This window comes from Streptomyces sp. NPDC050085, from assembly GCF_044460595.1.
In the GTDB taxonomy this organism is placed as follows: Bacteria; Actinomycetota; Actinomycetes; order Streptomycetales; family Streptomycetaceae; genus Streptomyces.
Window position 1 is genome coordinate 348,735 of record NZ_JBITJZ010000006.1, and the last position, 14,574, is coordinate 363,308.

11 protein-coding genes are annotated in these 14,574 nt (G+C 71.5%); 5 read left to right on the forward strand and 6 right to left on the reverse strand.

Features of this window, described 5'->3' with window-relative positions; translation table 11 throughout:
* Positions 1 to 24: 24 nt before the first annotated feature.
* The 6 genes from ACIBUY_RS24675 to ACIBUY_RS24700 all read right to left on the reverse strand — a co-directional run bounded on the left by ACIBUY_RS24675 (position 25) and on the right by ACIBUY_RS24700 (position 6,828).
* Complete coding sequence (locus ACIBUY_RS24675; RefSeq protein WP_399153725.1) at positions 25 to 1,026, reverse strand: ABC transporter ATP-binding protein; 1,002 nt, start codon at positions 1,024 to 1,026, stop codon at positions 25 to 27.
* Entirely contained in the window at positions 1,023 to 2,033 is a 1,011-nt protein-coding gene (locus tag ACIBUY_RS24680) for an ABC transporter ATP-binding protein (protein WP_399153726.1), read from the reverse strand. Before ACIBUY_RS24680 ends, ACIBUY_RS24675 begins: the two co-directional genes overlap by 4 nt.
* A complete protein-coding gene (locus ACIBUY_RS24685; RefSeq protein ID WP_399153727.1) occupies positions 2,030 to 2,923 on the reverse strand; it encodes an ABC transporter permease in 894 nt (297 codons plus the stop codon). Before ACIBUY_RS24685 ends, ACIBUY_RS24680 begins: the two co-directional genes overlap by 4 nt.
* Positions 2,920 to 3,894, reverse strand: coding sequence for an ABC transporter permease (locus ACIBUY_RS24690; RefSeq protein WP_365579803.1), 975 nt, complete (start codon positions 3,892 to 3,894; stop codon positions 2,920 to 2,922). Before ACIBUY_RS24690 ends, ACIBUY_RS24685 begins: the two co-directional genes overlap by 4 nt.
* Positions 3,891 to 5,504: an ABC transporter substrate-binding protein gene (locus ACIBUY_RS24695; RefSeq protein ID WP_399153728.1), complete on the reverse strand. Its 1,614-nt coding sequence runs from the start codon at positions 5,502 to 5,504 to the stop codon at positions 3,891 to 3,893. Before ACIBUY_RS24695 ends, ACIBUY_RS24690 begins: the two co-directional genes overlap by 4 nt.
* A 274-nt stretch (positions 5,505 to 5,778) precedes the next feature.
* A complete protein-coding gene (locus tag ACIBUY_RS24700) occupies positions 5,779 to 6,828 on the reverse strand; it encodes a LacI family DNA-binding transcriptional regulator (protein ID WP_365579798.1) in 1,050 nt (349 codons plus the stop codon).
* 141 nt (positions 6,829 to 6,969) lie between these two features.
* Between ACIBUY_RS24700 and ACIBUY_RS24705 the strand changes: the two genes are divergently transcribed.
* From ACIBUY_RS24705 to ACIBUY_RS24725, 5 genes are all read left to right on the forward strand, one after another.
* Positions 6,970 to 8,421 carry a purine-cytosine permease family protein gene (locus tag ACIBUY_RS24705; protein WP_399153729.1) on the forward strand — a complete coding sequence of 484 codons (1,452 nt, stop codon included), beginning with the start codon at positions 6,970 to 6,972 and terminating at the stop codon, positions 8,419 to 8,421.
* Between the two features lie 57 nt (positions 8,422 to 8,478).
* A complete protein-coding gene (locus tag ACIBUY_RS24710) occupies positions 8,479 to 10,257 on the forward strand; it encodes an adenine deaminase C-terminal domain-containing protein (protein WP_399153730.1) in 1,779 nt (592 codons plus the stop codon).
* Between the two features lie 25 nt (positions 10,258 to 10,282).
* Positions 10,283 to 11,287, forward strand: coding sequence for an adenosine deaminase (add, locus tag ACIBUY_RS24715; protein WP_365579788.1), 1,005 nt, complete (start codon positions 10,283 to 10,285; stop codon positions 11,285 to 11,287).
* 157 nt (positions 11,288 to 11,444) lie between these two features.
* The gene (locus ACIBUY_RS24720; protein WP_399153731.1) at positions 11,445 to 13,157 is read left to right on the forward strand and encodes an MFS transporter; all 1,713 of its coding nucleotides are present in this window, start codon (positions 11,445 to 11,447) and stop codon (positions 13,155 to 13,157) included.
* A complete protein-coding gene (locus ACIBUY_RS24725) occupies positions 13,154 to 14,569 on the forward strand; it encodes an amidase (RefSeq protein WP_399153732.1) in 1,416 nt (471 codons plus the stop codon). Before ACIBUY_RS24720 ends, ACIBUY_RS24725 begins: the two co-directional genes overlap by 4 nt.
* Positions 14,570 to 14,574 lie beyond the last annotated feature (5 nt).

A 14,574-nucleotide genomic window follows, 5' to 3' on the forward strand; every position in this document is an offset into this window, starting at 1 on the left:
GCCCTTCGTACGTCACGCGGGCGGTCAGGCGGTGACCGCCTCCCGCGCGTCCGGCGCCGTGCCGTCCTCCCCCACCAGATGACACGCCACCTGCCGCGACCCGAACGTACGCAGGGCCGGGGCCTCGGTGCGGCAGCGGTCCGTGGCCAGCGGGCAGCGCGTGTGGAAGTGGCAGCCCGGCGGCGGGTCCAGGGGGCTCGGCAGGTCGCCGCCGAGCACGATGCGGCTGCGGCCGCGCTGCTCGGCGGGGTCCGGGACCGGCGCGGCGGACAGCAGCGCCTGGGTGTACGGGTGCTTGGGGTCGGCGAACAGCTCGGCGGCCGGGGCCTGTTCGACGATCCGGCCCAGGTACATGACCGCGATCCGGTCGGCGAGGTACTCGACGGCCGCCAGGTCGTGCGTGATGAACAGGCAGCCGAAGCCGCGCTCGCGCTGGAGGTCGGCGAGCAGGTTCAGGACCGAGGCCTGCACGGAGACGTCGAGCGCGGACGTCGGTTCGTCGGCGACCAGCAGCGCCGGTTCGACGGACAGGGCGCGCGCGATGGAGACGCGCTGGCGCTGGCCGCCGGACAGCTGGTGCGGACCCCGGTCCGCGAGCTCGGGGCGCAGTCCGACCTGGCGCAGCAGCTCGTCGACGCGGCGTGATGCCTCCTCCCGGTTCGCCAGACCGTGCAACCTCAGGGGTTCCGCGATGATTTGACGGATCGTCATGCGCGGGTTGAGGGACGAGGACGGGTCCTGGAAGACCAGGTGGACCTTCTTGCGCAGCGGCCGCATCGCGCGCGGCGACAGGGTCGTGATGTCCGTGCCGTCGAGCACGATCTCGCCGCCGGTCGGCTGGTCGAGGCGGACCACGCAGCGGCCCACGGTCGACTTGCCGCTGCCCGACTCCCCCACCAGGCCCACGACTTCGCCGGGCGCGATGGTCAGACTGACGCCGTCGACGGCGCGCACGGCGCCGGTCGGGGCGGGGAAGTGGCGCTGGAGGTCGCGGACCTCGAGGACCGGGGTGTCCGTGCCGCTCATCGGACGGCCTCCTCACGTGCGGGGTGATGACAGGCGATCCGGTGCGTTCCCGCCAGCGTGCGCAGCGCGGGGCGCCCGGTGCGGCAGTCGTCCTGCGCGAACGTGCAGCGGGGCGCGAACGAGCAGGCGTCGGGTTGCGAACGCAGGTCGGGCACGAGCCCGGGGATCTCGTTGAGCCGCGCGCGCCCCTCGGGCGTACGGCTGCCGGGGCGCAGGACGGCGCCGAGCAGGCCGCGCGCGTACGGGTGGCTCGGCGCGGCGAACAGCTCGTCGGCCGAGGCCTGTTCGACGGGGCGGCCCGCGTACATCACGAGGACCCGGTCGGCGGTGTCGGCGACGACGCCGAGGTCGTGCGTGATGAGCACGATGGCGGTGCCGAGCCGGTCGCGCAGCGACTTCAGTACGTCGAGGATGCCGGCCTGCACCGTGACGTCGAGGGCCGTGGTCGGCTCGTCGGCGATGAGGACGGCCGGGTCGCAGGCGACCGCGATGGCGATCATCACGCGCTGGCGCATGCCGCCGGACAGCTGGTGCGGGTACTCGTCGATGCGCCGGTCGGGGGCCGGGATGCCGACGAGGTCGAGCAGTTCGACGGCCCGGGCGCGGGCGTCCTTCTTGCTCACCTTCTGGTGGCGTACGAGGACTTCGGTGATCTGCCGGCCGATGGTGAGGACCGGGTTCAGGGACGTCATCGGCTCCTGGAAGATCATGGAGAGGCGGCGGCCGCGCAGCGAGCGCAGGGTGCGTTCGCTCGCGCCGACGAGTTCCTCGCCGTCCAGGGTGATGGAGCCGCCGACGCGGGCGGTCGGCGGGAGCAGGCCCATGACCGCCATCGACGTGACGGACTTGCCGCAGCCCGACTCGCCGACCACGGCGAGGACTTCGCCGGGGCGCAGGTCGTAGGAGACGCCGTCGACGGCGTGGACCGTGGAGTCGGGGCCGTGGAAGGAGACGGTCAGGTCGCGGACGCTGAGCACGGGTCGCGCGGTGGGGGTGGCCGTGGTCACCGGGAGCCTCCACGGGGGTCGAGGATGTCGCGGACGCCGTCGCCGAGCAGGTTGAAGGCGAGGGTGGCGAGGACGATGACGAGGCCGGGGAAGACGGCCATCCACGGGGCGGTGGCGATGAACGGCTGGGCGCTGGAGAGCATCACGCCGAGCGACGGCGACGGCGGCTGCACGCCGAGCCCGAGGAAGCTGAGCACCGCCTCGCCGATGATCGCGGACGGGACGCCGACGGTGGCCTGCACGATCAGCGCCGAGGTGGCGTTGGGCAGGATGTGCCGGAAGAGGATGGTGCCGTTGCCCGCGCCGTTGGCGATGGCCGCGCCCACGTAGTCGAGGTGCTTGAGGCGCAGCGTCTCGGCCCGGGTGATGCGGATGATCGCCGGGATCTGCGAGATGCCGATGGCGATGGTGGCGTTCTTCAGCGACGGGCCGAGGACGGCGGCGAGGCCGACGGCGAGCACCAGGAACGGGAAGGCGAGCATCGTGTCGGTGAGCCGGGACACGACCGTGTCGGCGAACTTGCCGAAGTAGCCCGCAACCAGGCCGAGCGGCACCGCCAACACGAAGGCGAGCACCACGGCGAGCACGCCGACCTGCATCGACGCGGTGACGCCGACGAGCACGCGGGAGAGCTGGTCGCGCCCCAGGTCGTCGGTGCCCAGCCAATGGGCCCGACTCGGCGCCGCCAGCACGTGGTCGAAGTCGGGGCGCGCGGGGTCGTACGGCGTGAGCAGCGACGAGAAGACGGCGATGAGGACGAAGAGGGCGGCGAGCACGGCGCCGGTCAGGGCGAGCCGGTTGCGGCGCAGTCTGCGCCAGGCGTCCGCGGCCCGGCCGCGCTCGCGGGCGGCGGCGGGGGCCGGGGCCGCCGGGATGTCGAGGGCCGTCATCGGGAGCCTCCAAGACGGATGCGCGGGTCGACGACGGAGTAGAGGAGGTCGACCAGCAGGTTGATCAGGATGTACGCGGCGGAGGTGAAGAGCACGACGCCCTGCACCATCGCGTAGTCACGGGTGAAGACGGCGTCGATGGTGAGCTTGCCGAAGCCCGGCAGGACGAAGACCTGCTCGGTGACGACGGCGCCGGAGATGAGCTGGCCGAGCTGGAGTCCGAGCACGGTGATGACGGTGACCAGCGAGTTGCGCAGCGCGTGCGAGCCGATGACGGAGCGCTGGGAGAGGCCCTTGGCCCGCGCGGTGCGGACGTAGTCCGAGGACATCGCGTCGAGCATGGCGGCGCGGGTCTGCCGCATGACGACGGCGGCGAGGCCCGAGCCCAGCACGATCGCGGGGAGCACGAGGCGGCGCAGGTTCTCCAGGGGGTCCTGGCCGAACGGGACGAAGCCGGAGGCGGCGAACACCGGGACGGCGATGGCGAATCCGAGGACGAGCAGCATGCCGAGCCAGAACGTCGGCACGGACATGCCGAGCAGCGCGATCGCGTTGGCGAGCCACTCCTCGGGGCGGCCGCGGCGCACGGCCGCGACGATCCCGGCGCCGATCCCGACGACGACGGCCAACAGCAGGGCGAGCGCGGCGAGTTCGAGGGTGATGGGCAGTGCGTCGAGGATGGAGTCGAGGACGGGCAGTCCGCTGCGGGCGGACGTGCCGAAGTCGCCGGTGACGGCGTGGCGCACGTAGTCCCAGTACTGGACGACGATGTTGTCGTTGAGGCCGTACTCCTCGCGGATGGCGGCCAGGACTTCCGGCGAGGTCTGTTCGCCGGCGAGGGCCTGGGCGGTGTCGCCGGGCATGGCGCGCACGCCGGCGAACACGGTGATGCTGACCAGCACCATGGTGAGCAGGGCCTGTCCGACCCGGCGCCCGAGGTAGGAGCCGAGCACGGTCCGCAGGGTCGTCATCCCCGGCCTCCCTTCACGTATCCGGCTTCCTTGACCCGGATGAGGCCGTCGCCGGACAGGGCGATGCCGCTGATGTCCTGGGAGGCGACCGCGTAGTTGATGTTGCGGTAGAGGTAGATCACGCCGTGCTGCCGGTTGATGGCGGCGGTGAGCTTCCGGTAGATCTCGCGGCGCTTCGCCACGTCGCCCGTGCCGCGCCCGGCCGCGATGAGCCGGTCGATCTCGGGGTCGGAGAGCTTGCCCTGGTTGTTGCTGCCGGTGGTGCCGACGAGGCTGTCGATGTTGCCGGCCGGGTCGGGCTGGCCGCCCCAACCGCCGGTGCGCGCCTGGAAGTCGCCCGCGAGGGTACGGGTGAGACCGGTGGCGAACTCGGTGGGCCGCAGCGTCACGTCGAACCCGGCTTCCTTCGCCATGGCCTGGACGACCTGGCCGAGCCGGTTGTCCTCCGGCGTCGTGTTGATCATCAGCTCGAGCGGTACGGGCGTCTTGACGCCGGCCTCCTTCAACAGCCGCTTGGCCCGGGCGACATCGCGCCCGGGACAGGTGACCGGCGTGCTGAGCGGCGTGCCCGGCGGCACGGGGCCGCACGCCGGCTCGTACATGTCCTGGAAGACCACCTTGTTGATGAGCCTGCGGTCGAGGGCGAGGTCGAACGCCTCGCGCACCCGCACGTCGCGCCCGAAGGGGGTGTCGAGGCGGCCGGCCGGGTGGTCGATGCCGTCGGTGTTGCCGACGTTGAGGGTGATCGCCATGTAGCCGAGCGAGGGTGTGTTGAGGAGCTGGAGGTCCTTGTCGCCCATGGCGCTGCGCACCTCGACAGGACCCATCTGGTCACCGATCTGCACGTCGCCCGAACGCAGGTTGGCCAGGCGGATGTTGCCGTCGGTGATGGTCTTGTAGACCACGCCGTCGAGGTGGACCTTGTCGGCGTCGTAGTAGAGGGGGTCCTTCGTCAGCTCGATGCGGTCGCCGATGACGCGCTTGGCGTACTTGAACGGGCCGACGCACGACGGGTGCGCGGCGAAGCTCTTCCCGTACGTGGCCAGCGCCTTCGGCGACATGATCAGGCCCGCGGTGTTGGCGAGCCGGCCGAGCAGCGGGGTGTCCGCGTGCTTGAGCGTGAGCCGCACGGTGTAGGGGCCGACGGCGTCGACCTTCTCCACCGAGTCGATCTCGGAGGCGCGTCCGGAACCGGGCAGGTGGAGGTGGCGGTCGAGGGAGGTCTTGACGGCCTGCGCGTCGAGCCTGGCGCCGTCGCTGAAGCGTGCGTCGCGGCGCACGTCGAAGGTGAACGTCCTCCCGCCGTTGGTGATCTTCGGCAGGGAGGCGGCGAGTTGGGGCACGAAGCGGTTGTGCCGGTCGACGTCGTAGAGCTGCTCGCACATGGAGGTGAAGACGGTCCGGGCGACCAGGGTGCCGGTCAGGCTGGGGTCGAGCATGTCGGGGTCCGACTTGAGCCCGATGACGGCGGTGCCGCCGTCGCGGACGGGCCGCTCGTCGACGAGCCGGGGCGCGGCCGCGGTCTGTTGGCCGGGCGGTGCGAGCGAGCCGCATCCGGTGGCCGACGTCAGCAATGCGGCCGCCGCGAGCACAGCGGGTATGCGACGCACGGGACCACACCTCCTTACACGAACGGGGGGGTGCGCGCCCGGTCGGGTCGCGCTGATGGGGCGACACGGTATACCAAATGGCGTCTCAGCTATTGGACAGCCGCATTCCGCCGGATGGATCGCCTCCGATATCCCTTCAAACGGGGCGACACACCCTGCCGTCCACGTGCCATCGTTACGACTTCGAAGCTTTGGTATACAGATTTGCGCCACGCAACGGGCATGAGAACGCCCCCCGTTCAACGAACGAGGGGCGTCAGGCGGGGCGGGAGCACTATCGGGTCGAAGCCCTCCGCAGCAGCGTGGCGGGAACGAGACGGTGCTCCGGCGCGGCCTGCGCCTCGGGCGGGTTCCTGATGACCCCGATGAGCAGCTCCGCGGCCTGCTTGCCGATCTCCTCGGGAGCCAGGTCGAGCGCGGTGAGCGCCGGGCGGGCGCTGCGGGCGAACTCGCCGTCGGCGCCGACCACGATCTGCACGTCCTCCGGTACGTCCAGGCCGAGTTCACGGCAGACGGCGAGGGTCGCGAAGCCGAACTTCTCCATCACCACGTACAGCGCGTCGGGCCGGTCGGGCCGCCCGAGCAGCCGGTGCGCCGCCGCGGTGGAGTCGGTGCCCGGCTCGGCGCGGTCCATGAGGACCGGATTCCCGGTGCGCGCACACCAGTCGCGATAGGTGCGGGCCGCGTCCTCGTCGTAGGACTGGCCGGTCGAGCCGGTGAGCAGGCCGATGCGGCGGGCGCCGGTGGAGGCGAGGTGCTCGAAGGCGGCGACGGCGCAGGTGGACAGCTCGTTGTCGACCCAGGGGAAGGCGTCCTTGCGGGACAGGTCGCGGCCGGTGGTGACGACGGGGACGCCCATGCCGGACAGGCGGGTGAGCAGCGGGTCGTCGGTGAGCGGGTCGATGACGATCGTGCCGTCGAGCGGCAGCGACTCGAAGGGCCGCCCGTCCAGGGACGGCGGGACGAGCACGAGCGAGTAGTCGTGGGCCATCGCCGTCCACGTCGCGGCGTTGACGATCTTGACGAAGTACTCGATGTCGGTGATGCCGCCCTCGACGGCGGTGCGGTGCGTCAGGCCGAGCAGTCCGGTGCGGGCGCCGCGCAGGCCGCGGGCGTTGGGGTTCGCGCGGTAGCCGAGCTCGGCCGCGACGGCCAGGACGCGCTCGCGGGTCTCGGCGCCGACCCGGCCGACGCCGTTGAGCGCGTGCGAGGCGGTGGTGACCGAAACCCCGGCGCGCTTCGCGACTTCGCGCAGGCCGCCGCCCTTGCCCGCACCTGCGCCCTTGCTCGTGCCGTCGCGTTTCGACCCTGTGACGTCTGACATGGCGGCGAGCTTACCGGTTGACTGCCAAAACGTTTAGGCAGTACCTTCCCGAGTATTGCCAAAACGTTTGGGCAACTCCCCGTACACCTCGTCCCGTCTCCCCAGGCCGGGGCGCCAGTCCGCAAAGGACGCCTGCCGACCATGGCCGAGGCCACCGCCACCGCCCCGCCCGGATCCACCACCACCACCGCCGCGCCGCCGTCCGTCTTCACGGTCGAGCAGCGCGGCATCGACGCCGTCCCCGCCGCGGAACGCCAGGGTGGCCCCGGCCGCCTGTTCGGCCTGTGGGCCGGCACCAACACCACCGTGTTCACCGTCGTGTACGGAGCGCTGGTCGTCTCCTTCGGCCTGTCCTTCTGGTACGCGGTCGCGCTGATCGTCGTCGGCAACGTGCTGGGCTTCACCGTCACCGGGCTGACCAGCCTGCAGGGCCCGCGCACCGGCACCTCCACGCACTCCGTCTCCCGTGCCGCCTTCGGACCGCGCGGCGGGAAGCTGCCCGCGCTGCTGAGCTGGGTGATGCTGGTCGGCTTCGAGGCGGGCGGCATGGTGCTGATCGTGCTCGCCGGGCTCGCGCTGCTCGACCAGGCCGGGATCACCACGGGCACGCCGGTGAAGCTGCTGGTCATCGCGGTGGCCGCCGGTCTGCAGATGCTGCTGCCGCTGTCCGGCTACCACCTGATCATGAAGGTGCAGAAGTACTTCGCGTGGATCTTCGCCGCGATGTTTGCGGTCATGGCGTTCCTCGTGTTCCCCAAGGCCGACTTCGCCGCGCACGGCGCCGCGCCCTCGCTGGTCACCATCTCGCTGGTGCTCGCCATGGTCACCGCGTCCGGCGGTCTGTCGTGGGCCGACATGGGCAGCGACTACTCGCGCTACCTGCCCGCGGACGCGGCGCCCCGCAAGGTGTTCGCGTGCGCCGCGCTCGGCGGCATGGTGCCCAACATCCTGCTGCAGATCCTCGGCGCCGCCGTCGCCACCGCGACGGTCAACGCGACCGACCCGATCTCGGGTCTGCCCGAGGTGCTGCCGGGCTGGTTCATCACCCCGTACCTGCTGCTCGCGATCGTCTCGCTGCTCGCGGTGAACACCACCGACATGTACTCCTCCGGCCTGAACCTGCTCGCCGTCGGCATCCCGGTCAAGCGCTGGATGGTCGTCTTCATCGACCTCACGCTGTGCACGGCGATCACCCTGTGGGCCGTGTTCTCCGCGGACTTCTACACCCTCCTGTCGAACTTCCTCAGCCTGATCGTGCTCTGGCTCGGGCCGTGGGCCGCCGTCTACCTCACCGACTGGGCGCTGCGCCGCGGCCGCTACGACGTCCCCTCGCTGTTCCCGGAGGAGACCGGCCGCGAGGGCATCTACTGGCACAAGGGCGGCGTCCGCCCCGCCGGTCTGGTCGCGGTCCTGCTCGGCTTCGTGGCCGCGGTGCTCTGGGTCGACTCGACCGTGTTCGTCGGGCCGCTGTCCGACGCGGCCGGCGGCCTGGACCTCTCGGTGTTCGCGGGCGCTCTCGTCGCGGGCGTCGCCTACTGGCTGCTCGCCCGCCGCACGGTCCGCGCCGAGGCCGAACTCGCCCCGGCCGCCTGAGAGTTCCTCCCTCTTCTCCCCTCCCGATCTTCTTTGTACGTGCTTGGAGCCATCCCCATGAACCACCCCAGCCTCCGCAGCCTCATCGACGCCTCCGAGGGTGTCGTCAAGGCCGACCGGATCATCAAGGGCGGGCAGCTCGTCAACGTCTGCACCGGCGAGATCTACCCGGCAGACGTCGCCATCACCGGCGACCGGATCGCCGCGACCGGTGACGTCAGCGCGTACGAGGGTCCTGACACCGAGTACGTCGACGCGACCGGCAAGTACCTGACGCCGGGCCTCATCGACGGCCACCTCCACCTGGAGTGCTCCAAGCTGTCGGTGACGATGTTCGCCGACGCGGCCGTCCGGTTCGGTACGACGTCGGTCGTCTCCGGGCTCGACCAGTTCCTCGTCGTCGCCGGCCTCGACGGGGTGCGCGAGGCGCTGCGCGAGGCCGACGCGAGCCCGATGAAGATCTTCTGGGGTGCGCCGTTCAAGACGCCGTACACGCTGCCGGAGACGACGGTCGGCTTCACCTTCGGGCCGGACGACCACGCCGAGGCGCAGGACCGGGCCGACTGCTTCGGCGTGTGGGAGACCGTCGCCGAGTTCGTCCTCAACCGCGACGAGAAGGTCCTCAAGGCCCTCGAACTCGCGCACCGCAACCGGCTGCCGATCTTCGGCTGCGCGCCGATGGCCGCGCAGACCACCATCAACGCCCTGTCGGCCGCGGGCGTCCGCCTCGACCACGAGAGCTACACCGCAGAAGAAGCGCTCGAGAAGCTGCGCGCGGGCATGTCGCTGCTGATCCGTGAGTCGTCGGTGGCGCACTTCATGAACGAGAACGTGCGCACCATCACCGAGTTCGGCGCCCAGTCGCGCCGGGTGGGCCTGTGCACGGACGACATGCACGTCGCCGACATCCTGCGCGAGGGCCACCTCGACAAGCTGGTCCGCATGGCGATCAAGGCGGGTGTCCGGCCCGTCGAGGCGATCCAGATGGCGACGCTCAACTGTGCCGAGATGTACCGCATCGACCACCTCGTCGGCTCGCTGACGCCGGGCCGCTACGCGGACGTGCTCATCGTCGACTCCCCCGAGTCGTTCCAGGTGGAGCGGGTGTTCGCGCGCGGTGAGCTGGTCGCGGAAGGCGGTCGTACGCTCAGCGCCCCGCGGCCGCCCGAGCGCACCCCTGCCCTCTCCCCCGCCTTCCGGGTCGCACCGGTGAGCGCGGCCGGCATCGGTGTCGTCGCCGGGGGCGACGCGGCCGACGTCCTCGTCGTCGAGATGGACCGCACGGTGCCGTTCGTCCGCAAGGGCGTGACGATGACGCTGCCCGTCGAGGACGGCACGGTCCGCGCCGACCTCGCGCAGGACGCCCTGTACGTCACGGTGTCCGAGCGGTACGGCAAGAACGACGGCGCCACGGTCACCGCGATGATCAACGGCTTCGGCCTGCGCTCCGGCGCCATCGCCTCCTCCGCCGCCCCCGACGACAACAACATCGTCTGCGTCGGCGCCGACCGCGCCGACATGGCCCTCGCCATCAACCACCTCTCCCGGCACGGCGGCGGTCAGGTCGTCGTGGACGGCGGCGAGATCAAGGAGTTCCTGCCGCTGCCGGTCGCCGGCATCGTCGCCGACCTCACGCCCGAGGAGATGGCCGACGCCGAGGACCGCCTGGAGGCCGCGGCCCGGGTGCTCGGCTGCGAACTCCCGTCCGCGTTCGGCTACTTGATCTTCCTGGAGATCACCGCGATCCCCGAGTACGCCGTGACCGACCTCGGCGTCGTCAACTACCACACCCAGGACGTCGTCGACATCCTGAAGCCCGCCGTCGCCGCCAACTGACGCCGTTCACCGAGGAGTTCACCCCATGACCGCCGACGCCTTCATCGACGGACTGCCCAAGTGCGAGCTGCACCTGCACATCGAGGGCACCCTCGAGCCGGAGCTGAAGTTCGCACTCGCCGCACGGGGCGGCATCGCGCTGCCGTACGCCGACGAGGCCGCGCTGCGTGCCGCGTACGACTTCGACGACCTGCCCGGGTTCCTCGCCGTGTACTACGAGGGCATGACCGTGCTCCGCACCGAGCAGGACTTCTACGACCTGGCGGCGGCGTACGCGGCCAAGGCGCACGCGCAGAACGTCCGGTACGCGGAGATCTTCTTCGACCCGCAGGCGCACACCGCGCGCGGCATCGCGTTCGACACGGTCGTCCGCGGTCTGACGCGGGCCCTGGACGACGCCGAGCGCGCCACCGGGTTCAAGGGCCGCCTCGTGATGTGCTTCCTGCGGGACTTCCAGGCCGAGTTCGCGATGGCGACGCTGGTGCAGGCGCTCCCGTACAAGGAGTGGATCGTCGGCGTCGGCCTGGACTCGGACGAGGCGGGCAACCCGCCGGTGAAGTTCCGCGAGGTGTTCGCGCGGGCCCGCACCGAGGGCTTCCGGCTGACGATGCACTGCGACGTCGACCAGAAGAACTCCACCGAGCACATCCGCCAGGTGATCGAGGAGATCGGCGTCGACCGCATCGACCACGGCGTCAACGCCCTGGAGGACCCCGCCCTGATCGCGGCCATCCGCGAGCGGGGCCTCGGTCTCACGGTGTGCCCGATCTCGAACGCCCACGTCACGGACGGCATGAAGGCCGCCGAGATCCGTGCGCTGCTCGACGCGGGCGTGAAGGTCACGGTCAACTCGGACGACCCCGCGTACTTCCCGGGCTACGTCGCCGAGAACCTGGCGGCGCTGCGCGGCCCGGCCGCGCTGACCGAAGAGGACCTGGTGGCCCTGCAGCGCAACGCCATCGAGATCTCGTGGGCGGCGCCCGCGGTGCGCGAGCGGTTCCTCGCGGAGCTGGCGGCGTACAAGGGCTGACGCAGTCGCGACTGCCGCGGCGGGCCGGCACCGGGGGTGCCGGCCCGTCGCAGCAGAAACTTCCGTCCGACCCCTTCACCGTACCGACTGGTCGGTACTAGCCTCGCGGCGGCGAGCACGCACCGGGGCGTGCCGCTGACCAGCACTGGGAGGCAAGGTGTCGATCTCGCCACCGGCGACAACAGGACCGGACTCGACAGCGGCAGCGGCCCCGTCGCCCCTGCGGGCGCTGGGCGGACGGCGACTCGACCGCTATCCCGAACGCGGCGCGCGCTACTGGTACTTGGGGATCGTCGTGCTCGTCACGATCGTTCTCTACTACCAGCTGTACATCCAGTACGCGGTGTCGACGGCGATCATCAGCCACTACGGCATGTCCTTCATGTTCTTCGTGTACGTCTCGGTGGCGGGCAACGCGGTGGGCGCGTTCTCCTCGCTGGTGGCGGGGCTAGCCGACCGCTGGGGCCGGGCGAACATCGTGGTGTACGGGATGCTGGTGGTCGGCCTTCTGACCACGTTCGCGCTGCCGAACGCGCCGGGGAAGGTGACCTACCTCCTCGTGTACGCGGCCATCGCGTTCGTCGAGGGCATGGTCCTGGTGGCCACCCCCGCGCTGATCCGTGACTTCTCGCCCCAGCTGGGCCGGGCCTCGGCGATGGGCTACTGGACGATGGGCCCGATCATCGGGAGCCTCGTCGTCACCGCCGTCACCTCGCGCACGTACGGCTCCTCGACGACCTGGCAGGACGAGATCCGCTTCGCGGGCATCAGCGGCCTGGTGCTCTTCGTGATCGCCCTGTTCGGACTGCGGGAGCTCGCTCCTGCGCTGCGCGACCAGATCATGGTGAGCGTGCGCGACCGCGCGCTCGTCGAGGCCCGCGCCCAGGGCATCGACACGGACGCGGCCCTCACCGGCCAGTGGCGGCAGATGATGCGCCTGGACGTCATCGGTTCGGCGGTCGCGATCGCCCTGTACCTGCTGCTGTACTACGCGGCCGTCGGCAACTTCGTCGTCTACTTCGCGACGGCCTTCGGCTACGAGACGCAGCGCGCCAACGCCCTGCTGAACTGGTACTGGGGCGCGAACGCGATCACCCTCGTCGCCGCCGGGCTGCTCTCCGACCGGCTGCGGGTGCGCAAGCCGTTCATGCTGGCGGGCGGGCTCGGTTCCATCGCCTTCACCGCCTGGTTCGCCTCGCGTGCCACCCACGCGGACACCGACTACTACACGTTCGCCGTGATCGTGGCGGGCATCGGCGTCACCAGCGGCATCGCCTACTCGCCATGGATGGCGAGCTTCACCGAGACCGTGGAACGCCACAATCCGGCCGCGACCGCGACCGGGCTCGCGATCTGGGGCTGGATCGTGCGCATCACGGTGGCGCTGTCCGCGGCCTGTCTGCCGCTCGTCGTGAACACGGTGACGCCGTTGATCGAGCACGGCGCCGAGGTCAAGGCGGCGTCGGTGCGGGCCGCGCCCGCGCTGAAGATCACCGAGGCGCATCCGAAGCTGTTCGCGGAGCTCGGCGCGTACGCGCCCGGCAAGGTGCCCCCGGCGCTGCTCGCCCGCGCCGTGCGGGAGGTGGGCGCCGAGCAGCTGCAGACCGTGCAGAAGGCGGCGCCGCAGCTGAAGGTCCTGCGCGAGCACGGGGCCGAGGTGCAGAAGGCCAGTGCCGACAACCCGCGCAAGTGGCAGACCTGGTGGTGGGTGTGCCTGGCCGGACAAGTACTGTTCCTGCCGTTCGTGTTCGTGATGACCGGCCGCTGGCGGCCGCGTGACGCCCGGCGCGATCTGCGGGCGCACGAGGAGGCCGTGGCCCGACAGGTCGCCGAGATGAACTCGGGCCCTGAGGAAGGACGGACCGCATGACCACGCACCCGCACGCACTCACCGCGCTCGAACAGGCCGCCGCCGTCCGCAAGGGCGAGGTGGGACCGGTGGACCTGGTCCGCCACCACCTCGCGCGCGTGGAGCAGTTCGACGAGCGGTTCGGCGCGTTCGTGACGCGGACGCCGGAGGCGGCGCTCGCCGAGGCCGCGGCCCTGCAGGCCCAACAGCCGTCCGACTCCCCGCTGTTCGGGGTTCCGACGGCCGTCAAGGACCTCGTCGACACGGCAGGGGTCACGACGACGTACGGCTCGAAGGCCTTCGCCGCACATGTGCCGGACGTCGACGCGTACAGCGTGACGCGGATGCGCGCCGCCGGGACCGTCAGCCTCGGCAAGACCAACACCCCCGAGTTCGGCTGCTGTTGCTACACGGACAACGATCTCGTGGGTCCGGCCCGCAACCCGTGGGACCCGGAGCTGTCCGCCGGAGGATCGAGCGGCGGCGCGGCCGTGGCGGTGGCCCTCGGCCTGGTGCCGGTCGCGCACGCCAGTGACGGCGGGGGTTCCATCCGGATCCCGGCGAGCGTCTGCGGCCTGTTCGGCCTCAAGCCCTCGCGCGGGCGCGTCAGTTCGGGCCCGGCCGGGGCCGAGGTCACGGGCCTGGCCGTGCAGGGTCCGCTCGCCCGGTCGGTGCGCGACGCGGCGGCACTGCTCGATGTGCTGGCCGGGCCCGAGGCGGGCGATCCGCACTGGGCTCCGCCGCTGCCGGACGGGGAGACGTTCCTCGGGCAGGCCGAGCGGTCGCCGGGACGGCTGCGCATCGGGCGGTACGCGGTGCCCGCCGCCGAGGGCATCGCGGTCGACCCCGCGTGCCTGGCCGCGTGGGAGCACGCCTCGCGCCTCCTCGAAAGCCTCGGGCACGTGGTGGAGGACATTCCCACGCCGTTCGGGCCGGAGATCTCCGAGCACTTCATCGCCGCGTGGGCCGTGCAGTCGCTCGGGCGTGACGTGGAGCCCGCACGCGAGGCGCTGTTGCGGCCGGTGACCCGGGCCTGGCGGGAGTACGGGCGGGGGGTGTCGGGCGCGCAGTTCGCGGCCGCCGTCACCGGGATGCAGCAGGCCTCGCGGCGCGCGGTCCGGGCGACCGCCGCGTACGACGTCGTGCTCACCCCCACCCTCGCGACGCTCCCGCAGGCCGTCACGCACTTCGACGAGTCCGGCGACCCTCTGGTGAATCTGCACCGGCAGAGCGCGTTCAGCGCGTTCACCAGCCCGTACAACATGACGGGCCAGCCGGCCGTGAGCCTGCCGCTGTACTGGACCGAGGGCGCCGGGATCCCGGTCGGTGTGCAGCTGGTGGGCCGCCCCGCGGACGAGGCGACCCTGATCGCGCTGAGTGCCCAGGTGGAGGAGGCGGCGCCCTGGCGGGACCGGTACGCGCGCCTCCTGTAGAACCG